21 protein-coding genes and 5 pseudogenes are annotated in these 23688 nt (G+C 63.9%); 19 read left to right on the top strand and 7 right to left on the bottom strand.

Translation table 11 applies throughout. From position 1 onward, the window contains the following. Positions 1-9 precede the first annotated feature (9 nt). Positions 10-864 (bottom strand): IclR family transcriptional regulator, encoded by an 855-nt coding sequence (locus tag H3V53_RS01665; protein WP_336596422.1) that lies wholly within the window; start codon positions 862-864, stop codon positions 10-12. Positions 865-991: 127 nt separating this feature from the next. On the opposite strand from H3V53_RS01665, the gene H3V53_RS01660 reads away from it, so the two are divergent. From H3V53_RS01660 to H3V53_RS01650, 3 genes and pseudogenes are all read left to right on the top strand, one after another. Then, positions 992-2191, top strand: coding sequence for an aminotransferase class V-fold PLP-dependent enzyme (locus H3V53_RS01660; RefSeq protein ID WP_336596421.1), 1200 nt, complete (start codon positions 992-994; stop codon positions 2189-2191). 177 nt (positions 2192-2368) lie between these two features. Further along, positions 2369-3484: a porin gene (locus H3V53_RS01655; RefSeq protein ID WP_336596420.1), complete on the top strand. Its 1116-nt coding sequence runs from the start codon at positions 2369-2371 to the stop codon at positions 3482-3484. Positions 3485-3578: 94 nt separating this feature from the next. Beyond that, positions 3579-4945: pseudogene (locus H3V53_RS01650) on the top strand (GntT/GntP/DsdX family permease). A gap of 66 nt (positions 4946-5011) precedes the next feature. Here H3V53_RS01650 and H3V53_RS01645 read toward each other — a convergent pair. Then, entirely contained in the window at positions 5012-6094 is a 1083-nt protein-coding gene (locus H3V53_RS01645) for an alkene reductase (RefSeq protein ID WP_336596419.1), read from the bottom strand. A gap of 343 nt (positions 6095-6437) precedes the next feature. On the opposite strand from H3V53_RS01645, the gene H3V53_RS01640 reads away from it, so the two are divergent. Continuing rightward, complete coding sequence (locus H3V53_RS01640; protein WP_336596418.1) at positions 6438-6890, top strand: Rrf2 family transcriptional regulator; 453 nt, start codon at positions 6438-6440, stop codon at positions 6888-6890. 178 nt (positions 6891-7068) lie between these two features. Here the strand turns inward: H3V53_RS01640 and H3V53_RS01635 are convergent, their stop codons facing one another. Both H3V53_RS01635 and H3V53_RS01630 read right to left on the bottom strand, forming a co-directional pair. After that, on the bottom strand, positions 7069-7710 hold the full coding sequence (locus H3V53_RS01635; protein WP_336596417.1) for a DUF1109 domain-containing protein: 642 nt from the start codon (positions 7708-7710) through the stop codon (positions 7069-7071). Continuing rightward, the gene (locus tag H3V53_RS01630; RefSeq protein WP_054922689.1) at positions 7707-8252 is read right to left on the bottom strand and encodes a sigma-70 family RNA polymerase sigma factor; all 546 of its coding nucleotides are present in this window, start codon (positions 8250-8252) and stop codon (positions 7707-7709) included. Before H3V53_RS01630 ends, H3V53_RS01635 begins: the two co-directional genes overlap by 4 nt. A 333-nt stretch (positions 8253-8585) precedes the next feature. On the opposite strand from H3V53_RS01630, the gene H3V53_RS01625 reads away from it, so the two are divergent. From H3V53_RS01625 to H3V53_RS01595, 7 genes and pseudogenes are all read left to right on the top strand, one after another. Next, positions 8586-9209, top strand: a complete 624-nt coding sequence (locus H3V53_RS01625; protein ID WP_336596416.1) for a cytochrome b/b6 domain-containing protein — start codon at positions 8586-8588, stop codon at positions 9207-9209. 20 nt (positions 9210-9229) lie between these two features. Next, positions 9230-10006: a molybdopterin-dependent oxidoreductase gene (locus H3V53_RS01620; protein ID WP_336596415.1), complete on the top strand. Its 777-nt coding sequence runs from the start codon at positions 9230-9232 to the stop codon at positions 10004-10006. A gap of 65 nt (positions 10007-10071) precedes the next feature. After that, a complete protein-coding gene (locus H3V53_RS01615; protein WP_336596414.1) occupies positions 10072-10323 on the top strand; it encodes a pentapeptide MXKDX repeat protein in 252 nt (83 codons plus the stop codon). A gap of 75 nt (positions 10324-10398) precedes the next feature. Next, positions 10399-10617, top strand: a complete 219-nt coding sequence (locus tag H3V53_RS01610) for a hypothetical protein (RefSeq protein ID WP_336596413.1) — start codon at positions 10399-10401, stop codon at positions 10615-10617. Positions 10618-10688: 71 nt separating this feature from the next. After that, a complete protein-coding gene (locus H3V53_RS01605; RefSeq protein WP_336596412.1) occupies positions 10689-11108 on the top strand; it encodes a MarR family winged helix-turn-helix transcriptional regulator in 420 nt (139 codons plus the stop codon). 113 nt (positions 11109-11221) lie between these two features. Further along, positions 11222-12530 (top strand): annotated as a pseudogene (locus tag H3V53_RS01600) (chloride channel protein). A 27-nt stretch (positions 12531-12557) separates the two neighbouring features. Next, positions 12558-12732 (top strand): annotated as a pseudogene (locus H3V53_RS01595) (NAD(P)-dependent alcohol dehydrogenase); the annotation flags it as partial. 106 nt (positions 12733-12838) lie between these two features. Here H3V53_RS01595 and H3V53_RS01590 read toward each other — a convergent pair. The 3 genes from H3V53_RS01590 to H3V53_RS01580 all read right to left on the bottom strand — a co-directional run bounded on the left by H3V53_RS01590 (position 12839) and on the right by H3V53_RS01580 (position 16228). Then, positions 12839-14581, bottom strand: a complete 1743-nt coding sequence (locus tag H3V53_RS01590) for a PHA/PHB synthase family protein (protein WP_336596411.1) — start codon at positions 14579-14581, stop codon at positions 12839-12841. A gap of 13 nt (positions 14582-14594) precedes the next feature. Further along, positions 14595-15065, bottom strand: coding sequence for a MaoC family dehydratase (locus H3V53_RS01585; protein WP_336596410.1), 471 nt, complete (start codon positions 15063-15065; stop codon positions 14595-14597). Between the two features lie 161 nt (positions 15066-15226). Further along, positions 15227-16228: an AraC family transcriptional regulator gene (locus H3V53_RS01580; RefSeq protein WP_336596409.1), complete on the bottom strand. Its 1002-nt coding sequence runs from the start codon at positions 16226-16228 to the stop codon at positions 15227-15229. 205 nt (positions 16229-16433) lie between these two features. Between H3V53_RS01580 and H3V53_RS01575 the strand changes: the two genes are divergently transcribed. From H3V53_RS01575 to H3V53_RS01540, 8 genes and pseudogenes are all read left to right on the top strand, one after another. Then, positions 16434-17489: a beta-keto acid cleavage family enzyme gene (locus tag H3V53_RS01575; protein WP_336596408.1), complete on the top strand. Its 1056-nt coding sequence runs from the start codon at positions 16434-16436 to the stop codon at positions 17487-17489. Between the two features lie 81 nt (positions 17490-17570). Then, the gene (locus tag H3V53_RS01570; RefSeq protein WP_336596407.1) at positions 17571-18893 is read left to right on the top strand and encodes an MFS transporter; all 1323 of its coding nucleotides are present in this window, start codon (positions 17571-17573) and stop codon (positions 18891-18893) included. A 41-nt stretch (positions 18894-18934) separates the two neighbouring features. Further along, complete coding sequence (locus H3V53_RS01565) at positions 18935-19915, top strand: quinone oxidoreductase family protein (RefSeq protein ID WP_336596406.1); 981 nt, start codon at positions 18935-18937, stop codon at positions 19913-19915. 10 nt (positions 19916-19925) lie between these two features. Continuing rightward, the gene (locus tag H3V53_RS01560) at positions 19926-20774 is read left to right on the top strand and encodes a TauD/TfdA dioxygenase family protein (RefSeq protein WP_336596405.1); all 849 of its coding nucleotides are present in this window, start codon (positions 19926-19928) and stop codon (positions 20772-20774) included. Between the two features lie 22 nt (positions 20775-20796). After that, a pseudogene (locus H3V53_RS01555) lies at positions 20797-21356 on the top strand (RBBP9/YdeN family alpha/beta hydrolase). A 33-nt stretch (positions 21357-21389) separates the two neighbouring features. Further along, complete coding sequence (locus tag H3V53_RS01550) at positions 21390-21785, top strand: Rieske (2Fe-2S) protein (RefSeq protein WP_336596404.1); 396 nt, start codon at positions 21390-21392, stop codon at positions 21783-21785. After that, positions 21773-23399: pseudogene (locus H3V53_RS01545) on the top strand (3-(methylthio)propionyl-CoA ligase). The gene H3V53_RS01550 and the pseudogene H3V53_RS01545 overlap by 13 nt, the downstream one beginning before the upstream one ends. Before the next feature lie 94 nt (positions 23400-23493). Then, positions 23494-23688: porin (locus H3V53_RS01540; RefSeq protein ID WP_336596403.1), on the top strand; the 195-nt coding region annotated here is incomplete at its 3' end.

The following is a 23688-nucleotide window of genomic DNA, read 5'->3' as shown; positions in this document are numbered from 1 at the left end:
GCGCGCGCTTCAGGCGGCGCCGTCCTGTTCGCGCTGACGCCAGCCGAGGCGCGCCTCGATGCGCGCCGCGACGCTGCGCACGGCCTGGGCGTAACGCTCGGTGCCCTGCGCCGCCTTGGCTTCCGGCATCACGATCGAAATGGTGAACACGCAGGCGCCCGAACGGTCCATCACGGGCGCGGCGAGGCACGCGACCGACGCATCCGATTCCCCGACCTGGATCGACAGCCGCTCTTCCAGCGCCTGGCGCGCGTTCTGCGCGAGCACGTCGGGGCGCGTTTCGGCGCGGCCCGTCGGCGACGGCTGCGCGTAATGCGTGAAGAAGGCCGCACGCTCGGCATCGGGCAGATGTCCCGCCAGCAGGCGCCCCGACGCGGTCCAGTTCACGGGCACGCGGCTGCCCACGCGCGAGGTCACGCGGAAATGTCCGGGGCCTTCCGCCATCTGCAGGACGACCATCATGCCTTCTTCCAGCCCGCAGATCTGCACCGTCTCCTCGACTTGCGCCGACAGCCGCTGCATTTCTTCGTTCGCCACGGCGAGGTAGTCGAGCGAACTCGCGTACGTGAGCCCATAGCCGTAGAGCCGCGAGCCCAGCCAGATCGTGCCGTCGGGCGCGCGCGACAACAGGTTCTTTTCGACCATGTCGTTGATGATCGAGTAGACCGTCGACAGCGGCGCGTTCACGCGATGCGCGATCTCATACGCCGTGGCGGGTTTGTTGGCTTCCTGCAACGCGTCGAGAATCTGCACCGCGCGATCGAGCGCGCTGGTGCGGGTGCGGGACGCAGGCGCGGCGGGCGGCGTTGCGTCGGCGGTGTCCGGCGCCTGAGCGGCCGCGACGGAACGGGGTGGTCGTGCCATGAAGTCCTCGGAGGTGGGGCGTCAGCGTGTTTTTGTCCAGTTGACGTGAATACATTGTATGTTAGACTGATCCACAATTACAACATATATTCCGTAATTAAGGAATTCCGGTTCCGGAGGCGCTGTTATGGACATCCGCTCTCGATTAGGCTTGCGCCCAGTCATCAATGTCTCGGGCACGATGACGGGGCTGGGCGCGTCCAGCGTCGGCGCTGCCGTGATCGACACCGTCGCGGAAATCCTGCCGCAGTTCGTCGAGATCGACGACCTGCAGCGCAAGGCGTCCGCCGTCATCGCGCAGGCTTGCGGCAGCGAAAGCGGCTATGTGACGGCGTCGTGCTCCGCCGCGATCACGCTCGGCATCGCCGCCGCCATGACGGGCGACGACCTCGGGCTGATCGAGCGTTTGCCCGACACCACGGGCATGCGCGACGAAGTCGTCGTGCAGACGGGCCATCTCGTCAATTACGGCGCGCCCGTCGATCAGGCCGTCCGGCTGTCGGGCGCGCGCGTCGTGCAGGTCGGCGCGGCGACGGAAGCGCACGAATATCAGCTGGCGTCGGCCATCAACGAGCGCACGGCGGCGGCATTGTATGTCGTTTCGCATCACACGGTGCAGTACGGCATGATCCCCCTCGAAGCATTCATCGAAGTCGCGCACGCGAAAGGCGTGCCCGTGATCGTCGATGCCGCGTCCGAGTACGATCTCACGCGCTTCATCGCGGCGGGCGCGGATCTCGCGCTGTACTCGGCGCACAAGTTTCTCGGCGGATTGACGGCGGGCATCGTCGCGGGCAGCAAGGCGCTGGTGCGGGCCGCCTATTTCCAGAACGGCGGCATCGGGCGCGGCATGAAGGTGGGCAAGGAAGGCATCGCCGGCGTCATCGCGGCCCTCGAGCAGTGGCGCACGCGCGATCACGAAGCCGTGCGCGCGAAAGAGCGCGGTTACCTGACACTGTGGCGCGAGACCTTGAACCGGCAGGCGGGCGTGTGGGCGGAGATCGAAGCCGATCCCACGCACAATCCGCTCGACCGCCTGAAAGTGCACGTCGACCCGAAGCTCGCGCGCACGAGCGCATGGGATCTCGCCGACGCGCTGGCCAATCCGCCGCGCGACGAGGCGCCCGTCATCGTGCGCGATCACGAAGCCGAGCTGCATTTTTTCTACCTCGATCCGTGCAATCTGCATGCGGGCGAAGCGCCGGTGGTGCTGGCGCGGATAGTATCGGAACTGGAACGGGCGCAAGCCGCGCCCGAACCCGTAGTCACGCCGTTTCATCGACGTGGCGCGCGCCGGCTGGCCGCGCGCCGCACCTGGCCGGATTGAAAACAACGCGACGATACCGGCTCGACTGATTCACCCCTCGTTTCGACGGGCGCACTGATCATGCGCTCTTGATGCGCCGGCTCGCCGGTGCTGCCTTGTCACGTCTGTTTAGTACACCTGAAGTCGTGCGATCAGCCAACTGTTGGCGGCTTCATTTTTCAACCTGAGGAAACCACGATGTATAAGAATATTGCCCGCTCAGCCATCGCCGTGGCTGTCGCCGGACTCGGCATGCAGGCCGCCCACGCGCAAAGCAGCGTCACGCTGTACGGCATCGTCGATGCCGGCTTCACGTACACGAACAACCAGAAGGGCAATAGCAACTTCCAGGCGACGCAGGGCAACGTGCAAGGCTCGCGCTGGGGCCTGCTCGGTGCGGAGGACATCGGCGGCGGCAACAAGGTGCTGTTCCGCCTCGAAAACGGCTTCAACCTCGAGACGGGCGCGGCAGGCCAGGGCGGCCGCATCTTCGGCCGCAGCGCGTGGGTCGCGCTGCAGAACAGCAAGGCGGGCACGATCACGCTGGGCCGTCAGTACAACAGCGTGCAGGACTATCTGTCGAACCTTCAGGCCAACGGCGTCGGGGCCATGACGCAGTACGCGAACGCAATCTACGACAACGACGACCTCAACAACACCTACCGCACGAGCAACGCCGTCAAGTACACGACGCCGACCATCGCCGGCTTCACGGCCAACGCGATGTACGCGTTCTCGAACACGGCTGGCGACTTCGCGAACAACCGCGCATGGAGCATCGGCGCCGATTACGTGAACGGTGCGCTGCGACTCGACGCCGCTTACTCGCTCGCCAACCTGCCCGCGACGAACACGACGGGCGCGGTGCCTTCGGACAACTACTACAGCCTGAGCACGTCGATTATCAGCAACGTCAAGCGCAACCAGGTGTGGGGCGCGGGCGGCGCGTACACGCTCGGACCGGCGACGCTCGCACTGCTGTACACGAATTCGCACTTCGACATCATCGCGGGCGGCAGCCTGCACTTCCAGAACTACGAAGCGATGGTGAAGTATCAGGTCACGCCCGCGACGCTCGTGACGCTCGGCTACATCTACACGCTGCAGAACAGCACGGAAGCCAAGGCCACGAATGCGCATTATCACCAGCTTGCGTTGGGCGGCGAGTACTTCCTGTCGAAGACGACCGATCTCTACCTGAACGGCGTCTATCAGCGCGCGTCGGGTGCGAACGCGTGGGTCGAAGGCATTTCGAATCCGTCGAGCAATCAAGGCCAGTTCGTGACGGTGGCGGGCATCCGCCACAAGTTCTAGGCACTCGCGCCGCATTCGTTGGCGCGGAACTGAAAACGCAGCGCGCCGACGCCGCGCGCTGCGCCGCTGCCGATCTCTCATATCAGGAGCAATCATGGCGACCGTCACTGGCAGTCTGCTACTCGTTTATGCATTGATCGCGATCGTCGCACTCGTCGTGCTGATCGCGCGCTTCAAGCTGAATCCTTTCATCACGCTGATGGTCGTGTCGGTCGCGCTCGCGCTGGCCGTCGGCATGCCGATGACGTCGATTCTCAAATCGTTCGAAACGGGCGTCGGCGGCACGCTGGGGCATATCGCAATCGTCGTCGGTCTGGGCACGATGCTTGGCAAGATGATGGCCGAGTCGGGCGGCGCGGAGCGCATCGCGCGCACGCTGATCGCGCTGTTCGGGCCGAAGAACGTGCACTGGGCGATGATGTGCATCGCGTTTCTCGTCGGCTTGCCCGTGTTTTTCGAAGTCGGCTTCGTGCTGCTGATTCCCATTGCGTTCAACGTCGCGCAGCGCACGGGCACGTCGATGATCCGCGTGGGCATTCCGATGGTCGCGGGCCTGTCCGTCGTGCACGGCCTGATTCCGCCGCACCCGGCGGCGTTGCTGGCCGTCACCGCGTACGGTGCGGATATCGGACATACGATTTTCTACGCGCTGATCGTCGGCATTCCGACGGCGGCGATTGCCGGTCCGCTGTTCTCGAAGCTGATCGCGCGCTACGTCGTGCTGGACGGCGTGAACCCGATGGCGAAGCAGTTCATCGAACAGGACGCAAAACGCGCCGACCAGGCGCTGCCGGGCTTCGGCATCACGCTGTTGACGGTGCTGTTGCCCGTTCTGCTGATGCTGGTGGGCAGCTGGGCGGATCTGATCGTGCCCGCGAAGACCACGGCCAACGACGTGCTGCGTCTGATCGGCCATCCCGACATGGCGCTACTGCTCGCCGTGCTGCTCAGCTTCTATACGTTCGGCACGACGCGCGGCTTCGGGCGCGAGCAGATTCTCAAGTTCACCAACGAGTGCCTTGCGCCGACGGCGAGCATCACGCTGGTGGTGGGCGCGGGTGCCGGCTTCGGGCGCATTCTGATCGACAGCGGCGCGTCGAGGCGATCGTCAGCGCGACGGGCGCGCATGTGCCGCTCCTGATTCTCGCGTGGCTGGTGGCGGCGCTGATCCGCGTCGCGACGGGTTCGGCGACGGTCGCAATGGCGACGGCGGCAGGCATCATCGCGCCGATCGCGACAGCGGCCGCAGCGACGGCGACGGGCGTGCGCCCCGAGCTGCTGGTGCTCGCGACGGGCGCGGGCTCGCTGATCCTGTCGCACGTCAACGACGGCGGCTTCTGGCTCGTGAAGGAGTACTTCGGCATGAGCGTGCCGCAGACGTTCAAGACCTGGACGGTGTGCGAGACGATCATCTCGATTACGGCCCTGCTGTTGACGCTGGGCGTGTCGGCTGTGGTGTGACGCTGCGAAAATGGCCGGCAAGCACGCGCTTGCCGGCCATTTTTTGCAGCCGCCGAAGGCCGACGCTTATTCGCCTACGGCTTCGGCGAGTTCGCCGAGCAACGGATAGTCGTTGTAGCCCGTTTCATCATCCGTATAAATCGTTTCGGCCTTGAGCGCGTTGAGCGGGGCATCGAGGCGAAAACGCTCGACCAGATCCGGATTGGCCATGAAATGACGCCCGAATGCAGCGGCGTCGCCTTCTCCCCGTGCGATCGCCTGCTGTGCGCTTTCCTTCGTCAGCCCTTCGTTGAGGATGTACGCGCCTTTGAAGATTTGCCGCACGTCGCGCCCGATCCGCCGATCGCCGCGATCGAGCGACTCGCGCGCAAAAATGAACGCGATGTTGCGCGTGTTCAGCTGCTCGGCGACATAGCGGAACAGCGCGCGCGGGTTCGAATCCGTCATCGAGTACGAACTCGACATCAGGTTCAGATGCACGCCGATGCGATCGGCGGGCCAGACCGTCAGCAGCGCGTCGACGGCTTCGAGCAGGAAGCGCGCGCGATTTTCGATCGAGCCGCCGTAGCGATCGGTCCGCTTGTTCGAGCCGTCGTGAAGGAACTGATCGAACAGATAGCCGTTCGCGGCATGTAGCTCGACGCCGTCGAAGCCGGCGCGTTTCGCGCTTTGCGCGCCACGCCGGAAATCCTCGACGATGCCGGGCACTTCGTCCGTTTCCAGCGCGCGGGGCACGGTGTAGCCGCGCATGGGACGGATGCGCGTCACGTGCCCTTCCGGCGCGATGGCGCTAGGCGCGACGGGCAACTGGCCGTCGTGATAGACGGGATCGGACACACGGCCGACATGCCACAACTGCGACACGATCAGGCCGCCCGCTTCATGAACCGCCGCCGTGACCTGCTTCCAGCCTTCGACCTGCTTCTCGCTCCAGATGCCCGGCGTGTTCGGATAGCCGACGCCCTGCGGCGTCACGGAAGTGGCTTCCGTGATGATGAGCCCCGCGCTCGCGCGCAGTGCGTAGTGGTGCGCGTTGAGCGGGCCGGGTGCGCGCTCGTCGAACGCGCGCATGCGCGTGAGCGGCGCCATGACGATGCGGTTGCGCAGTTTCAGCGCGCCAATCTGGACGGGTTCGAACAGGGTATCCATTGCGTAGGTTCTCGTTTCGGTGATGAATCCGGCGATCGAACGGATCAAACAAGACTGCCGGATTCGTTGGTTGCGCGGCGCCTTGCGGCTGTCATCGGTCACATTCGCGATTTGATGTAACTAAAGTGGTTACATCGTAGTTGATCGAGAGGAAAGAAACAAGCTTCAGTTTTCGCAAAGGAGAAATGCCGTGGCGCGGGGGTGATACGGTTTGCGCGCTCAGGCTTGTAGGATGGGGATTTCGTGCAATTTTCCGGTCACCGTGACAGCGCTGGACGCGATTTGACAGTTTTAGATGTAACTAATATAGTTATATCTAAAATGACCGATATGGTGATGTTTTATGAGTGCGAATAGCCGTCTCACAGTGGCGACCCACATCCTGGCCTGGATGGCGCTCGTCGCGCGCGATCACCCTGAACAGCCCGTGACGTCCGACCGCATCGCCGCGAGCGTCAAGACAAACCCGGTCGTGATTCGCCGCACGCTCGGTTCGCTGTCGAAAGCGGGCCTCGTGCAAAGCTTTCGTGGCATCAACGCGGGATGGCTGCTTGCCCGGCCCGCCAACCTGATATCCCTGCTCGACGTGTTCGACGCGCTCGAAGAAGGGCCGCAGTTCGCGCTGCACGCCACCATGCCCAGTCAGAAGTGCCCGGTCGGGCGCAGCATCGGCCCGGCGCTGAGCCACGTCTACGATTCCATCCACGAGAGTGTGCGAACGACGCTCGCCGCGAAGACGGTCGATATGCTGCTCGACGAGATGCTTGCCGCCGAGCGCGCGGGCGCCGAGCACTGATTTCTGATGCCAGCGCGCGGAGGTTGCTCCGAGGCCGTCCGGCGGCGCGTAATGGATGTTTGATCAAAGCGCTTGATCGAAGCGCACGGGCAAAGCGCACGGGCAAAGCGCACGGGCAAAGCATTACCGACGCATGAGCATAGGCGTGCCGCCCCGACGCGCGCCGAAGTCCGGCCCCTCACCAGCGCAACAGCTTCGGCCCGAGCCACGCGCCGATGCCTGCCGGCATCAGCATCCCGATTGCGTACCACACGCTCCAGAATGCAGGGCTCATCTCGGGGCAATGCAGGCAGTACACGATGGTCGCAAGGGAACTGGCGAGCAGCCCGGCGACAGCGCCCGCAAGCCGCAATTGCGTGGGCGCCAGCGATTTGACGGCCCAGAACACGGCGGGAAACGTCGGTATGGAAAGCAACAGGATGTTGAAAGGGCACGTGCGCCAGGTTCTGCCCAGCACGAGCGCCCAACGTTCCTCCGACGGTGCGTGGTCGAGCGTGAGCATGCTCGCAATCCATACGGCGACGAACGGCAATACGATCAACGCCCAGCTATAGCCCGTCCGCGCACCCGGCCGGCCAAGCCGCGTCACGGCGAGCAGCGCGCCCACCGCGATGGCGAGCGGGTAGGCGATCTTTGCCCAGAAGACCGTCGTGCCCGCGACGCTCGCCAGATCGTGCCGCACGCCGAATACCACGCTCATCAGCAGCAGCGAGCCCAGCGCGCCGAGCAGCAGCGCCTTGACGAAGCGGCGCGCGACGGCGCCCCGGTCGACACGCGTCACCTGGTTCGACAGCATGCTGATCAGATCGTCGGTTCTCATCGCCGGCCTCCTATCAGCGCCGCGAGCGCCTTGAGACCGCGATGCACCCCCACCTTGACGGCCGATTCCGAAAGACCCGTCAGGCGCGCCGTCTCCGTGACGGACAGTCCTTCCAGTTTCATATGCACGATCGGCAACCGTTGTTTGTCGGGCAGATGTTCGAGCAGCTTGCCGATGTCATGGCGAGCCTGCGCGGATTCGTCGTCTGCGTCGGCGAGCAGGTCGGCGTGGTCGTCGAGAGGATCGTTCAGGGAGTCGCGGCGCGCGCGCGAGCGGAAGAAGTCCATCAGCTTGTAGCGGGCGATGGCGTGCAGCCAGGCCGTCAGCGGTTCGTCAGGTCGATACGTGTGACGCGCGTTATGCACCGCGAGCAGAATCTCCTGGACGAGGTCTTCGACGTCGTCGCGATAGTGCGGAATGCGTCTGCGCAGATAGCCGCGAAGATGGCGCGTCAGCGCTTGCAGGAAGCTGCGATAGGCATCGGCGTCGCCGTCGAGACCGGCGGCGAGCAAAGCTTTCAGCCGGTTTTCTGCTTCTTGCAACCTGATTCCCCGATTGTCGACAGGACGAGACGACGGCAATGATACGTGCAAGTGGCTCGCGGCTGCCCCCGCACGCGAACCAGCCGGCTCCGCACCGATAGTTTCAGAACAGCAGAAGCCGTGATGCGCAACTATAGCGCGGTCGTCGTTCATCGTCTTCGTCTGCCTCCTTGTCTGCCTAGTTCGTTTTCTGTTACGCGCCGGTTACAGCACGCCCTAAATTTCTTCATGGATGGAAAGCGCCATCTGCTTTCGGCGAAAAAAGCGCGGCGGCTGTAACCGATCGCACGTCCGCGACGAATTGACCTGTATCCAACCGTCACGGTGATCGACATGGAAACGATGAACGCCGTATCCGACGCACAGCGCGAACCGCTGATCCATCCGCGCTGGCTGCGCATCACGCATTGGCTCAATGCGCTCGCTGCGCTGATCATGATGTTTTCAGGCTGGCGCATCTACGATGCGTCACCCGTGTTCCCCGCCATCGTCATTCCGACTTCGATCACGCTCGGCGGCTGGCTGGGCGGCGCGTTGCAATGGCACTTCGCGGCGATGTGGCTGCTCGTGTGCAACGGCATCGTTTATCTCGTGCTCAATCTGCTGAGCGGCCGATTCGCGTCGAAGTTCTTGCCGCTGTCGCCGCGCGCCGTGCTGCGCGATTTCATCGCCGCATTGAGCGGCAAGCTCTCTCACGCGGACTTGCGCCAGTACAACGCGGTGCAAAAGCTCGCCTACCTCGCTGTCGTGATCGATCTCGTCGTGCTCGTGCTGTCGGGACTGGCCATCTGGAAGTCCGTTCAGTTCCCGCTGTTGCGCGAACTGATGGGCGGCTACGACAACGCGCGCGTCGTTCACTTCTGCGCGATGGCCGTGATGGCGGTGTTCGTCGTCGTGCATGTCGCGATGGTCGCGCTCGTGCCGCGTTCGCTGCTGACGATGCTGCGCGGCCGCTGATTTCCCTTCGAGGACACGTCATGACGATCCATGGAAAGAAACCCGTCGAACTCGACCGCGCAGCGATTCTCGCCGACGCGCGCCGCGAACTCGATATGCCGTCGCGGCGCCTGTTCGGCAAGCGCCTGATGACCTTGGGCGGGTTGTCGCTGCTGACCGGCTGCTCGATTACCGACAACGACTCGGTCAACCGGTTTCTGACGGCCGTTTCGCGGCTGAACGACAAGGCGCAGGCGCTGCTGTTCGATCCGAACCAGCTCGCACCCACTTACACGGAGGCGCAAATCACGCGGCCGTTTCCGTTCAACGCGTTTTACAGCATCGACGATGTCCCCGACGTGAACGGCAGCGACTATCGCCTGAAAGTGAGCGGACTCGTGACGGGACAGCGCGTCTGGACGTTGCCCGAGCTTTACGCGCTGCCGCACGCAGAGCAGATCACGCGGCATATCTGCGTCGAAGGCTGGAGTGCCGTCGGCCGGTGGGGCGGCACGCCGTTTCGCGAATTCCTGCGCCGCGTCGGTGCCGATACGACTGCGAAATACGTCGGCTTCCGTTGCGCGGACGACTACTACGAGAGCATCGACATGCCGACGGCGCTGCATCCGCAGACGTTGCTCGCGTTCGACTACGACGGCAGCCGTCTGCCCGCGAAATACGGCTATCCGATGAAGCTGCGCATGCCGACCAAGCTCGGCTACAAGAATCCGAAGCACATCGTCGAGATTTTCGTGACGAATTCGTATCCCGGCGGCTATTGGGTCGACCAGGGCTACAACTGGTTCGGCGGCTCCTGAGCGCCGTCCCGCTTTTCCGGTTCCGGCTTGCCCGGATGCCACTTTCAACCTGAAGGAGATGAGCAATGAAACAACTGATGACGGCAGTGATCGCGGCAGCGCTGATGAGCATGGGTGCATCGGCTGCATTCGCACAGGCAAGCGGCGCCATGTCGAACGACGCGATGTCGCACGACGCGATGAGCAAGAACGGCATGTCGCACGACACGATGGGCAAAAGCGGCACGTCGCACGATTCGATGAAAAAGACCAGCAAAATGAAGAAGCACGACGCCATGGGCATGGACCATCCGGCATCCGGCGCGATGTCGCAGTAATCGGAATCGCAGCGCAAACCGGGCGTGCCTGCACGCCCGGCTCTTTCAATTGAGACCGCGTCGTCGCGCAACGCGATGAGCGGCGCGAATGTCACCGCGAATGTCACCGCGAATGTCACCGCGAATGTCACCGCGAATGTCACCGCGAATGTCACCGCGAATGTCACCGCGAATGTCACCGCGCCGATCTGCACGGCTCCGAAATCCACAAGTCTCTGTCGTTTCTGTTCATCGTTCCTGGCGAGCGATAGAACGGCAAGCGTGCGCAAGCGCCTTCGCTCGCGACATGTATGATCCGCGAACATCACCGTCGGTCTTGCAGCCATCTCGCGAGACGGATCGATTGTCAATTTCCCGGGGCATTCATGAGTTCGAGCAAGCAAGCCAAAAGCAAATTGCCAGGCAAACAGGATCTGGAAGCCATGTCGGTGTTCCGATACGAGTTGCGCAAGTTCCTGCGCGTATCGGAGGAAATCGCCAACGCGGCGGGCATCACGACGCTTCAGTATCAATTGCTGTTGCACGTGCGCGGATTCACGGGACGCCCCTGGGCGACCGTCGGCGAATTGGCGGAACGCCTGCAGGCCGCGCCGAACGGCACGGCGGCGCTCGTGTCGCGCTGCGAGTCCGCGGGTCTCGTGACGCGCAAGCCCGACGCCGACGACCGCCGCCAGGTGCAGGTGCATCTGACGCCGACGGGCGAGCGCTTGCTGCTGAAACTGGCCGCCGAGCACAAGGCGCACTACGGATCGTTCGGCTGGGTGTTCGGCGACGGCGCGCAATGAGCCCTGCAGTGGGCCTCGCAGAGAGCTTTCGCGCCATACGCTGGCGCCGCGCCGGGGTAAGCGGATTTATGTCACAATGTGCCTTATCTCTGCTTTGACCCGACGAACGCGCCATGCGCATTTCTGAATTGATCGAACGGCGCACGCTTTTACGCGCGAGGCGCATCTGGCTGCACTACGGCGTGTTCTGGCTCGGCGCGATCGCGACGGGGCTCGTCGCCGTCCTCTACGCGCGTCTGATCGATTTCGGCTACGACACGTTTTTGCGCTACACAAAATCGTTCTGGTGGCTGCCGTTGCTGCTCACACCCGCCGTCGGCGCGGCGGGTGTGTGGATCACGCGACGCTTTTTTGCGGGCGCTGAAGGCAGCGGCATTCCGCAGGTCATCGCGACCTTGCATGAAGGCCGCGCGCTCGGCCCGCGTCTGCTCAACATCCGCATTCTGGTTGGCAAGATCGCCGTCTCGTTTCTATCGATACTCGGCGGCTTCACAATCGGCCGGGAAGGACCGACGATTCACGTCGGCGCTTCGCTGATGTTCAGCCTGAGGCGCTTCTATCCCGCGCGCCTGCGCAACATTCGCGGCGCGGGACTCGAACACAAGCTCGCGCTGGCGGGCGCTGCGGCGGGTCTATCGGCGGCATTCAATGCGCCGCTCGCGGGTGTCGTCTTCGCCATCGAAGAACTCACGCGCAGTTTCGAAGCGAGAACCAGCGGCGTGCTGATTACGGCCATCATTTTTGCGGGCGTTGTCTCGCTCGGCTTGCAGGGCAACTACACGTATTTCGGCACGATTGATATCGACGGGCATTTTCCCGATCTGCTCGTGGTGGCTGTAGTGATGCTCGGCACGGTGACGGGCGTCGCGGGCGGCGTGTTCTGCTGGCTGCTGCTGAACACGGAGCGCTGGATGCCCGCGTGGCTCGTCGCATGGCGCAAAGCGCATCCTGTCGGGTTCGGCGCCGTGTGCGGACTCGCGATTGCCGCGCTTGGCGTTGCAGCGGGGGGGGCACACCTTCGGCAGCGGCTATGCGGAAGCGCGCGGCATGCTCGACGGCAACAGTCAGCTCGGCGTCGCTTATCCGCTGCTCAAGATGGCGTCGATGATCGGCTCGTATTTGCCGGGCGCGCCGGGTGGTCTCTTCGCGCCATCGCTTGCAATCGGTGCGGGCATCGGCAATGCATTGCATCTCGTGTTCGGACACATGCAATTGCCGATGCTGATCGCGCTCGGCATGGTGGGCTACCTCGCCGCGGTGACGCAAAGCCCCATCACCGCGTTCGTCATCGTCATCGAGATGATCAACGGGCACGCGCTCGTGCTCTCGCTGATGGGGACGGCGCTGATTGCGAGCCAGGTGTCGAAGCTGTTCGCTCCGCCGTTATACGAAGCGCTGGCGCGGCGATACGCCGCCAGCTGAGGGACGCGGGCTTGGGCGGAACAGGATCGTGAAGAGAAGCTGGGGCGGATCGTCGGCAGCCGCACGCATCAGATCGACATGGTCCGCGCAATCGACGCAATGGGCGTGATGCCTGATCGACAGCGGGTTCGTGCTCGATGAGATCGCCGACGCGTTCGCTCCCAAGTCTGGCGAGCATCTTGGCAAGGTTTGCCTGCTGATCTCAGCCGCGCGCGAAGGTCGCGCCGCTCACCGTGAACGGCGCCCCCGGCGCGATTCGGACTCGCCCACGCCAGCGATCACCACTTCAAACGCGCGCCTTTTGCCCCTCAATCCGCAAGCGCCTTCACATAGCGCCCAGGCGCCGGCTCGATAGGCGGGTATTTCGCGTTTCCGGGCGTCGTGCGGGCCTTGACGGAATCGCCCGCATGCTGCTTCACCCATGTGATCCAGTGGTTCCACCAGCTGCCAGACTGCTTCTCGGACGATTTAAACCACGCCTCGGCGCTACCGCCCGCTCCACGATTCGTCCGATAGCCGCGCTTGTTTTTCGAAGCCGGGTTCACCACGCCGGCAATATGGCCGCTTTCGCCCAGTACGAATTCGCGCTCACCGCCCAGCAGTTGCATCGAGCGCCAGGCCGATTGCCATGGAACGATGTGGTCTTCCTGCGTCGCGAGCAGATAGCTCGGCATGTCGACGCGTCCCAGATCGACGGGCGTTCCGCACATGGTGAGCTTGCCCGGCACGCGCAGATTGTTCTCCAGATACATGTTGCGCAAATACCAGCTATACATCGGGCCGGGCAGGTTCGTCGTGTCCGCGTTCCAGTACAGCAGATCGAAAGCGGCCGGCTTGTTGCCTTTCAGGTAATTGTTCACGACGTACGGCCAGATCAGTTCATTGGCGCGCAGTGCCTGGAATACGAAGCCGAGTTCTTTCCCCGGATACAGGCCGCCGCGCCCGATCGTCCGTTCGCGCATCGACACGCCGAGTTCGTCGATGAACACGCCGAGGTCACCCGGGTCGCTGAAGTCGAGCAGTGCCGTCAGCAAGGTCACGCTGGCGACCGACTCGTCGCCGTTTGCACGCATCACGGCCAGCGCCGACGACAGCATCGTCCCGCCGACACACCAGCCCAACGTATTGACCTTGTCGGCACGCGTGATGGCGCGCGCGACTTCGATCGCCTTCATGACGCCCTCATCGAGATACGCGTCCCAGCGCGTGTCCGCCATGTCGGCGTCGGGATTGCGCCATGACACGATGAACACCGTGAGCCCCTGTTCGACGGCAAAGCGCACGAAGGAGTTGTCGGGCTGAAGATCGAGTATGTAGAACTTGTTGATGCAGGGCGGAACGATCAGCAGCGGGCGCCGCGCGACGCTCGCCGTGAGCGGCGCATACTGGATCAACTGGAACAGGTCGTTTTCGAACACCACGGAACCTTGCGATGCCGCGACGCTGCGGCCCACTTCGAATGCGCCTCGGTCGGTGATCGAAACGGCGCCTTGTTTCACGTCTTCGAGCAGATGCGTCAGGCCCGCGAACAAACTGCTGCCGCTCGATTCGAGCGCCTGCTGGATCACTTCCGGGTTGGTCGCGGCGAAATTCGCGGGGCTTGCGAGGTCGATGAACTGCCGCGTGAAGAAACGCAGCTTGTGCTTCTCTTTTTCGTCGAGCGTGCTTGCCTCGACGATGTCTGCAAGCATGCGCGAATTGATCAGATAGCTCTGCTTCAGCAGGCTATACCACGCATTGCTCGACCAATCTTTCGCGTGAAAGCGCCGGTCGCCGCGCGCGGGCTCGACGACAGGTTCGGGCGCCGGAAGTGTTCCCGCGATGCCGCCGATCGCGCCGCTCCAAAGCGTGGTTTGCTGCTGCCAGCAGGTGACGCCCGCGCGCATGGCGGCGTCCAGCGGAGCGGGCGTCGCGGGGCATACCTCCTTGCCGTCGGCGTCGACCACGGTCATCGCGGACCCGCCTGCGACGGGCAACGACCGCCAGAAATTGAAGCCCGCGGTGAGCCATCCCGTGGCGAACTCGTTTGGCATGCTAAAGAGCATCTTCATCTCGACCTCGCCTTCAGCCGTTATCGACTGCGGATGCAGCGCGTTGCGAGGTCCGGCTGCTTCGTGCCGTCGGCATCACGATCGCGTCGCCTTCGATCACGACCTGGCCGCCCACCGTGCACACGGTTGACAGCACGACACGACGCTTTTCGTGGATCAGTTCCTTGATCGTCACTTCCGCCTGCACGGTATCGCCCGGACGCACGGGCGCCTTGAAGCGCAGGTTCTGGCCGAGATAGACCGTGCCCGGGCCAGGCAGGCGGCCCGCGATCGTGGCGGAGATGATGCTCGCGGTCAGCATGCCGTGCGCAATGCGTCCCTTGAACGGCGTGGTTTGCGCAAACTCCTCGTTGATGTGAACCGCGTTGATGTCGCCCGAAGCGCCGGCGAACAGCAGGATGTCCGCTTCCGTGATGGTCTTGGCAAAGCGTGCGCTCATGCCGGGTTGCAAATCTTCGAAGTCGTATCCATTCAGTTCGTTCATGCTTTGTCCAGTGCGAAAAATGCAGGCGCGTGGCCTCGGTCGATCGGTCAGTCACGACATCGTAGAGTCGAGCGCTGCTGATTCGCGTGTCCGATCCTGCCTTTGCAGTGTCAAACCATGCCACCGGCGATCGTCGCAAGTCGCGACGATCGCCGGGCCGCTCATGTCGCCTGGCTGTTGCGCCAGTTGCGCGGCGTCATATGGAATTGCGCAGTGAACCACTTGGTGAACGAACTCTGCTGCGAGTAGCCGAGCAATACCGAGACGCGTCCGATCGGATAGCGCGGGTTGCTCATGTAGCGCACGGCAAGCTCGCGCCGCACTTCCTCGACGAGCTTCGAAAAGCTGGTATCCGCCAGTTCGAGCTGGCGCTGCATGGTCCGCACGCTCAGATGCAAATGGCGCGCAACGAGATCGACGGTGGCCTGTTCGAGTGGCAGCAGCAGATAAATCGCCTTGCGCACTTCCAGCGAGGTCGAATCCGTCGTCGCGGCATTCAGCGAATCCGCGAGGCTTTCGGCATAGCGCACCAGTTCGGGGTCGGCGGCGGGATTCGGATAGTCGAGATCGGCGGCCGCGCACACGAACCCGTTGAAGTCGCTGCCGAACTGCAGCGGGCAGCCGAAGAACCGTCGATGGAACGTCATGTCGGCGGGCGCGCCGTGAACGAAGTGGACCGCGCGCGGCTTCCAGTGGTCGCCGAGCAGCGCGCTGGAGTGGCGCGCGAGGACGGCGACGGCAAGCTCGATGGCCTGCCGCGTCGGCGTGCCCGGCTCGACGACGAGTTCCTCGCGGATGGTGACCGTCTCACCCGTGTCCTCGACGTAGACGGCGAGTGCTTCGTTAAGCAGATGCCGATATTCGGCGGCTGCCATCAAGACTTCGCGCAGCGTGCGTTTGTGCGCGAGCAGAACATTCACCACGCCTGTGCCGAACTTGTGCCGCGTTTCCGCCATCCGCAGCGCTAGCGTGGGGCAGGATGCCTTGTCGGCCGTGAACTCCAGCAAGCGGCAACAGGCGGCGGCGGGCACGCGATCGTCCGGGTTCGCGAGCGCTGCCGCATCGATCCCGAACTGCTGGGCGAGCTCGGACGCATTCAGTCCGAGCGCGCGTGTCACGTCGAAGTAGCCGCTCATCGCGACAGAGCGCAACATGGTCGTCATTCCCGCTCTCCGTATGACGTTTTTCGCGGCGCCCGTGCTTCGCTTCCGGCGTACTTGGTGTTTTCACCGAGTGGCATCAAAGGCGAAATGATTGGCGCCCAATGACAAAAGTGTAGCGCGCAATTCCCGTACTGTTGCGGTTATGGGTTCGGTGCGCGCGAGGTTCGCAGCATCGGCCAGCCTTCCCCACACATTGGAGACAGAGATGCAGTTCCTCGACGATTCGTTGCACCCCGAGAATCAGGACAAGGTTGTCATTACGACAGCCCCGTATGGCCCCGAATGGATGCCGTCGGACTTTCCCGAAGATATCCCTGTGACGATGGATGCGCAGATCCAGAAGGCCGTCGATTGCTACAACGCCGGCGCCACCGTGCTGCACCTGCACGTGCGCGAACTGGACGGCAAGGGTTCGAAGCGCCTGTCGAAGTTCAACGAGCTGATCGCAGGCGTGCGCGCTGCGGTGCCCGACATGATCATCCAGGTGGGCGGCTCGATCTCGTTCGCGCCGGAAGACGAAGGTCAGGCAGCAAAGTGGCTGTCCGACGATACGCGTCACATGCTCGCCGATCTCGACCCGAAGCCGGACCAGGTGACCGTCGCGATCAACACCACGCAGATGAACATCATGGAGCTGCTTTATCCGGAGTATCTGGAAGGCACGTCGCTGTCGAATCCGGCGTTCATGGCGGCCTACAGCGAGATGACCGTGCCCGCGGGCCCGGCGTGGGTCGAGGAGCATCTGCGCCGCCTGCAGGCCGCGGGCATCCAGCCGCACTTCCAGCTCACGGGCATCCATGCGCTCGAAACGCTCGAGCGCCTCGTGCGCAAGGGCGTCTACAAGGGACCGCTGAACCTCACGTGGATCGGCATCGGCGGCGGCTTCGACGGCCCGAATCCGTTCAACTTCTTCAACTTCGTGCATCGCGCGCCGGACGGCTGCGTGCTCACGGCCGAATCGCTGCTGAAGAACGTGCTGCCGTTCAACATGATGGCGATGTCGATGGGCCTGCATCCGCGCTGCGGCATCGAAGACACGATCATCGACCAGCATGGCAACCGCTTTACGTCGGTGCAGCAGATCGAGCAGTGCGTGCGCGTTGCACGCGAACTCGGACGCGAGATCGCGACGGGCAAGGAAGCCCGCGAGATCTACCGCATCGGCGTTCAATACGACTCGATCGACGAGACGCTCGCCGCCAACGGCATGGCGCCGAACCGCGAGACAGGTGTGAGGAATCTGCCGCTGCGCGCGGCGTGATGACAGGGCAGTACCCATAAGCGGCTGTGCCGTCTGCGGGCAGACACAGCCGCATCGAACGAGACATGCAGGAGACAAATCATGCTGATGCAGCATGCCGAGCCCACAACGGGCGATATTTCCGCCACACGAACGGACGTGCGCGCCTATGCGTGGATCGTCTTTGCGCTGACCGTCGGATTGCTGCTTTCCGACTACATGTCGCGGCAGGTGTTGAATGCCGTATTTCCGCTGCTCAAGAGCGCATGGCATCTGTCCGACACGCAGCTGGGCTCGCTCAGCAGCGTGGTCGCGCTGATGGTGGGCGTGCTCACGTTTCCGCTGTCGGTGCTGGCGGATCGCTGGGGCCGCGTGAAGAGCATCGTGCTGATGGCGACGATGTGGAGTCTCGCGACGCTCGGCTGCGCGATCTCGACCAACTACGGCGAGATGCTGCTGGCGCGCGCCTTTGTCGGCATCGGCGAGGCGGCATACGGCAGCGTTGGAATCGCCGTCGTCCTGAGCATTTTTCCGGCGCGGTTGCGTGCCACGCTCACGGGCGCCTTCATGGCGGGCGGCGCGTTCGGCTCGGTGCTGGGCATGGCTGTGGGCGGCGCGGTGGCGGCTCACATGGGCTGGCGCTGGGCATTCGGCGCGATGGCGGTGATGGGGATCGCGCTGGTGATCGTCTACCGGTTCGTCGTCACTGAAAAGCGTCTGGCGCCGCTGCAGCCCGCAAGCGTGAGCCGGCACGAAGAAGGACTTGGCGTGCGCATGAGCTTTCGCGCGCTGATGAAGGGATTGTTCTCGACGAAGTCCGTGGTGTGCGCGTACGTGGGCAGCGGCATTCATCTGCTCGTGCCCGCCGCGCTCTGGGCATGGATGCCGAGCTTCCTGAACCGCTACTACGCGATGCCCGCCGGCAAGGCGGCCACAACGGCGGCGTTGTTCGTGCTGGTGACGGGCTTCGGCATGGTGGTGTGCGGCAACCTGGCAGACCGGCTCAGCAAGCATGGGCGGGAGAGAAAGTGGACAGCCGCGATCGCCTTCTGCCTGACGTGTTTCGCGTTGCTCGCGATCGGCTTTTGTCTGCCCGCCGGCCCGCTGCAACTCATGCTGATCGGCGCGGGCATGTTCTTCAGCGCCGGCGCGACGGGTCCGTCGGGCGCAATGGTGGCGAACCTCACGCCGCCGTCGATTCACGCCTCGGCGTTCGCGACGTTGACGCTGGCAAACAACCTGCTGGGTCTCGCGCCTGCCGCTGTGCTCACGGGTGTGATCGCCGATCGCATCGGCTTGCTTGGCGCGCTGCAGTTCGTTCCCGTTGCGCCCCTTGTCGCGGCCGTCGCGTTCTATATCGGCAAGCGCAGCTATGCGGGCGACCTGGATCGTCTGAACGCGCTGCGCGGCGAGGCGCGCAACTGACAACGAATGTGCAGTACGAGTAAAGGATAGGAGATTCAATCATGGCAAAAGCAGTGCGTTTTCATGAAACGGGCGGCCCCGAAGTCCTTCGCTACGAGGACGTCGAAGTCGGCGAGCCCGGGCCCGGACAGGTCCGTCTGCGCCACGAGGCGGTGGGCCTGAACTTCGCCGACACCTATTTCCGCAGCGGCCTGTACCCGGTGCCGCTGCCCGCCGGAATGGGCGTCGAAGCGGCGGGCGTGATCGAGGCGATCGGCCCGGATGTGACGAACCTGGCCGTCGGCGATCGCGTGACCTACACGGGCTTCATCAACACGCTTGGCGCATACAGCACTGAGCGCGTGATTCCGGCGGCGCCGCTGATCAAGCTGCCGGACGCAATTTCTTGCGAGACGGCAGCGGGCATGACGATGCGCGGTCTGACGGCGGCGTATCTGATGCGCCGCATCCACGACTTCAAGCAAGGCGACACGATCCTGCTGCACGCGGCAGCGGGCGGCGTGGGGCTGATCGTCTCGCAATGGGCGAAGCTGCTGGGCCTGACCGTGATCGGCACGGTCTCGACGGAAGCCAAGGGCGAAGTGGCGCGTGCACACGGCTGCGACCATATCGTCTACTACGGCCGCGAAAACGTGGCCAAGCGCGTGCGCGACCTGACGGATGGCGTCGGCGTGAACGTCGTGTTCGACAGCGTCGGCAAGGATACTTTCGAGGCCTCGCTCGATTCGTTGAAGCGCCGCGGCCTGATGGTCTGCGTCGGCACCGCGTCGGGCCCGATCCCGCCGTTCAATCCGCAGCTGCTGGCGATCAAGGGCTCGTTGTACATGACGCGTCCGGCGCTTGCCGACTACATCGCCGACCCTGCCGAGAAGAACGACCTTGCTGGCGAGATCTTCGGGCACATCGCCGCGGGCCGTATCAGGATCGAACTCAACCAGCGCTATGCGCTCGAGGATGCGGCGCAAGCGCACCGCGATCTCGAATCGCGCAAGACGACGGGCTCGTCCGTCTTTGTGGTGTAAGGAGCGAATCATGCGAGTCGAACAACTGACCTGCGCGATCGGCGCCGAATTGACGGGCGTCAATCTCGCCGACGCGATCCACGACGACGGTCTTTTTGCCGAAATCCGCGCGGCGCTGCTTCAGCATCGCGTGCTGTTCCTGCGCGACCAGGACATCACGCGCGCGCAGCACGTTGCGTTTGCGCGCCGCTTCGGCGAACTGGAAGACCATCCCGTCGCGGGCAGTGATCCCGAGCATCCCGGTCTCGTGCGCATCTACAAGAATCCGGATCAGCCCAACGACCGGTACGAAAACGCCTGGCATGCGGACGCCACCTGGCGCGAAGCGCCGCAATTCGGCGCCGTGCTGCGGTGCCTGGAGTGTCCGCCCGTCGGCGGCGACACGATGTGGGCGAACATGGTGCTCGCCTACGAGAACCTGCCGCAGCACGTGAAGAGCCAGATCGCCGATCTGCGCGCCCGCCACAGCATCGAGGCGAGCTTCGGCGCGGCGATGCCCGCCGACAAGCGCCTCGCGCTGAAAGCGCAATTTCCGGACGCCGAACATCCCGTCGTGCGCACGCATCCTGAAACGGACGAGAAGGTGCTGTTCGTGAATGCGTTCACCACGCACTTCACCAACTATCACACGCCGGAGCGCGTGCGTTTCGGGCAGGACGCGAATCCCGGCGCCGGCGATCTGCTGCGCTATCTCGTGAGCCAGGCGTACATCCCCGAGTACCAGGTGCGCTGGCGCTGGCGGAAGAACAGCATCGCGATCTGGGACAACCGCAGCACGCAGCACTATGCGGTGATGGACTACGCGCCGTGCCATCGCAAGATGGAGCGCGCGGGAATTATCGGCGACAAGCCGTATTGATCGCGAGGGCAAGGTCGTCGTCATGACACTCGATAGCACACCGACTGTTCTGATCGTGCCGGGTTTGCGCGATCACGTCGCGGAGCACTGGCAAACGCGGCTGGAGCGCACGCTGCCGAAGGCCGTGTCCGTCGCGCCGCTGGAGCACGACAAGCTGAGCCGCGCCGCGCGCGTGGCGGCGCTCGATGCCGCCGTGGCCCGCATCGACGGCCCGGTGATCCTGGTGGCGCACAGCGCAGCGTGATGATCACCGTGCATTGGGCGCAGCAACACCGCCGCAAGATTCACGGCGCGCTGCTCGCCGCGCCCGCCGATCTGGAACAGCCGCTGCCCGCGGGTTACCCGGACATCGAAACGCTCGCCGAAAACGGCTGGCATCCCGTGCCGCGCAGACGCCTGCCGTTTCCGAGCATCGTCGGCGCGAGCCGCAACGATCCGCTTGCGCGCTTCGAGCGCGTGACCGACATGGCGTATGACTGGGGCAGCCGGCTCGTCGACCTGGGCGAAGTCGGTCATCTGAACCCCGCTGCGGGCTTCGGCGAATGGCCGATGGCGAAGACGCTGATTCAGCAGCTGATCTGACGCACCGTTTATTGGCAACGAAAGGAACCTGCGATGACACGTCAGGTAGAGGTAGGTATTGCCGGCGAAATCGCGGGTGGCCAGCGCAAGCTGGTGTTCGTCGAGGGCCGCAGCGTCGTGCTCTTCAACGTCGAAGGCACGATCCACGCGATCGACGCCGCGTGTCCCCACAACGGCGCATCGCTCGCCAGTGGCCGGCTCGACGGCTGCGTGCTGAGCTGCCCCGCGCACGGACTGCGCTTCGACGTTCGAACGGGCTGCATGGCGGGCGCAGCCGGCCTGAATCTGGTGCGGTACGCCGTCGCGACGGTTGGTTCGAAACTCGTCGTGACGCTCGACGAACAGGGCGCGATGCGCGCGGAAGCAACAGAGGACAGCGCGGTGCAACACTGCGCGAGCAATCAGGAGAAGCAGAAATGCAAGGTTTGATGATGCAGCAGCCGCTGCTGGTGGCATCGTTGCTGATGCATGCGGAACGCCATCATGGCGGGCAGGAAATCGTGTCGCGGCGAGTCGAAGGCGACATTCACCGCTACACGTATCGCGATCTCGCGCGCCGCGCGCGCCGCATGGCCAACGCGCTCGCGGCCCTCGATATAGCGCGCGAAGACCGCGTCGCGACGCTCGCGTGGAATGGCTACCGGCACATGGAGCTTTACTTCGCGGCGTCGGGTTCGGGCTCTGTGCTGCACACGCTCAATCCGCGTCTGCATGTCGATCAGCTCGCCTACATCATCGAACACGCCGAGGATCGCGTCATTTTCTTCGACTTGACGTTCCTTGCGCTGATCGAGAGCGTCGCGCCGCGCGTCAAGAGCCCGAAGATTTTCGTCGCCATGACGGATCGGGCCCACATGCCGCAGGCGCACAGCCTGTCGACGACGCTGCTGTGCTACGAAGACCTGATCGACCTGTACGACGACGCGTTCGAGTGGCCGCTGCTAGATGAGAACAGCGCGTCGTCGCTGTGCTACACGTCGGGCACGACGGGCCATCCGAAGGGCGTGCTGTACAGCCATCGGTCGACGGTCCTGCACACGTACGCGGCGGCGTTGCCCGATTCGCTGAACTGCTCGGCGCGCGACGTGATTCTGCCCGTCGTGCCGATGTTCCATGTGAACGCGTGGGGGCTGCCGTATATCGCCTGCATGGTCGGCGCGAAGCTGGTGTTTCCGGGGCCTGCGCTCGACGGCAAGTCGCTTTACGAACTGATCGAAGGGGAGCGCGTCACGCTGTCGGCGGGCGTGCCGACCGTCTGGCAAGGGCTGCTCACGCACGTCGACACGATCAAGGGCGCGTTTTCCTGCATGCGGCGCACGATCGTAGGCGGCGCACCCTGCACGACGGCGATGACGGCGGAGTTCAGGGAACATCATCGCGTCGAGGTGTTGCACGCGTGGGGCATGACGGAGCTGAGCCCCGTCGGCACCGTGTGCAGTCTGAAGGCTCATCAGCTGACGCTGCCCATCAGCGAGCGCTATGCCGTTCAGGCGAAACAGGGACGCTCGGTGTTCGGCATCGACATGAAGATCGTCGGCCCGGATGGCGAAGCGCTGCCGTGGGACGGCAAGTCCGCCGGCGATCTGATGGTGCGCGGGCATTGGGTGGCGCAGCAGTACTTCGGCAACGACGACGCGCACGCTGCGCGATGGCTGGTTTCCGACGGGCGACATCGCGAAGATCGACGCCGACGGCTTCATGCAGATCACCGACCGCAGCAAGGACGTCATCAAGTCAGGCGGCGAATGGATCAGCTCGACCGACATCGAGAACGTCGCGTGTCTGCACCCCGACGTCGCGACGGCTGTGTGCATTGCCGCGCGCCATCCGAAATGGGACGAACGGCCGCTGCTGCTGATCGTCAGGAAGCCGGGCAGCGGGCTGGATGCGGAGGGTCTGCTTGCCTTCTTCGACGGCCGCGTGGCGCGCTGGTGGAAACCCGATGCCGTGGTTTTCGTGGATACCGTGCCCATGGGCGCGACGGGCAAAGTACTCAAGAACCAGTTAAGAGAGCAGTTCGCGGATTTTTATCTGACGGCATAAAACGTGAAGCAGGATCTGAGAGACGCAGTTCGTTAAATCAACGTTCAAATAATCAGCCGGAATCGCCCGGCACCGAGTAACTGGAGGAGACTAAATGAAAATGAAGTTAGGCTGCGCGGCGGCGCTGGCGTTATGCGCCACGGCTGCCCAGGCGCAAACGTCGGTGACGCTTTATGGCGTACTCGATACCGGCTTTCTGTACCAGAGCACATCCGCTGCGACGTTTCAGCCGCATGCGCCGAATCTGGGCCACACGTATCAGATGAAGGACGGCGGCATCTACGCGAGC

This window comes from Paraburkholderia bengalensis, from assembly GCF_037126505.1.
Lineage (GTDB): Bacteria > Pseudomonadota > Gammaproteobacteria > Burkholderiales > Burkholderiaceae > Paraburkholderia > Paraburkholderia bengalensis.
Note: the sequence above shows the minus strand (reverse complement) of the source record. Positions and strands in the feature narration are given on the sequence as shown.

What these genes read in the sequence shown, in the direction of transcription:
- H3V53_RS01665 (WP_336596422.1), bottom strand. Translation starts at nt 864, where the DNA reads ATGGCACGACCACCCCGTTCCGTCGCGGCCGCTCAGGCGCCGGACACC.
- H3V53_RS01660 (WP_336596421.1), top strand. Translation starts at nt 992, where the DNA reads ATGGACATCCGCTCTCGATTAGGCTTGCGCCCAGTCATCAATGTCTCG.
- H3V53_RS01655 (WP_336596420.1), top strand. Translation starts at nt 2,369, where the DNA reads ATGTATAAGAATATTGCCCGCTCAGCCATCGCCGTGGCTGTCGCCGGA.
- H3V53_RS01645 (WP_336596419.1), bottom strand. Translation starts at nt 6,094, where the DNA reads ATGGATACCCTGTTCGAACCCGTCCAGATTGGCGCGCTGAAACTGCGC.
- H3V53_RS01640 (WP_336596418.1), top strand. Translation starts at nt 6,438, where the DNA reads ATGAGTGCGAATAGCCGTCTCACAGTGGCGACCCACATCCTGGCCTGG.
- H3V53_RS01635 (WP_336596417.1), bottom strand. Translation starts at nt 7,710, where the DNA reads ATGAGAACCGACGATCTGATCAGCATGCTGTCGAACCAGGTGACGCGT.
- H3V53_RS01625 (WP_336596416.1), top strand. Translation starts at nt 8,586, where the DNA reads ATGGAAACGATGAACGCCGTATCCGACGCACAGCGCGAACCGCTGATC.
- H3V53_RS01620 (WP_336596415.1), top strand. Translation starts at nt 9,230, where the DNA reads ATGACGATCCATGGAAAGAAACCCGTCGAACTCGACCGCGCAGCGATT.
- H3V53_RS01615 (WP_336596414.1), top strand. Translation starts at nt 10,072, where the DNA reads ATGAAACAACTGATGACGGCAGTGATCGCGGCAGCGCTGATGAGCATG.
- H3V53_RS01610 (WP_336596413.1), top strand. Translation starts at nt 10,399, where the DNA reads ATGAGCGGCGCGAATGTCACCGCGAATGTCACCGCGAATGTCACCGCG.
- H3V53_RS01605 (WP_336596412.1), top strand. Translation starts at nt 10,689, where the DNA reads ATGAGTTCGAGCAAGCAAGCCAAAAGCAAATTGCCAGGCAAACAGGAT.
- H3V53_RS01590 (WP_336596411.1), bottom strand. Translation starts at nt 14,581, where the DNA reads ATGAAGATGCTCTTTAGCATGCCAAACGAGTTCGCCACGGGATGGCTC.
- H3V53_RS01585 (WP_336596410.1), bottom strand. Translation starts at nt 15,065, where the DNA reads ATGAACGAACTGAATGGATACGACTTCGAAGATTTGCAACCCGGCATG.
- H3V53_RS01580 (WP_336596409.1), bottom strand. Translation starts at nt 16,228, where the DNA reads ATGACGACCATGTTGCGCTCTGTCGCGATGAGCGGCTACTTCGACGTG.
- H3V53_RS01575 (WP_336596408.1), top strand. Translation starts at nt 16,434, where the DNA reads ATGCAGTTCCTCGACGATTCGTTGCACCCCGAGAATCAGGACAAGGTT.
- H3V53_RS01570 (WP_336596407.1), top strand. Translation starts at nt 17,571, where the DNA reads ATGCTGATGCAGCATGCCGAGCCCACAACGGGCGATATTTCCGCCACA.
- H3V53_RS01565 (WP_336596406.1), top strand. Translation starts at nt 18,935, where the DNA reads ATGGCAAAAGCAGTGCGTTTTCATGAAACGGGCGGCCCCGAAGTCCTT.
- H3V53_RS01560 (WP_336596405.1), top strand. Translation starts at nt 19,926, where the DNA reads ATGCGAGTCGAACAACTGACCTGCGCGATCGGCGCCGAATTGACGGGC.
- H3V53_RS01550 (WP_336596404.1), top strand. Translation starts at nt 21,390, where the DNA reads ATGACACGTCAGGTAGAGGTAGGTATTGCCGGCGAAATCGCGGGTGGC.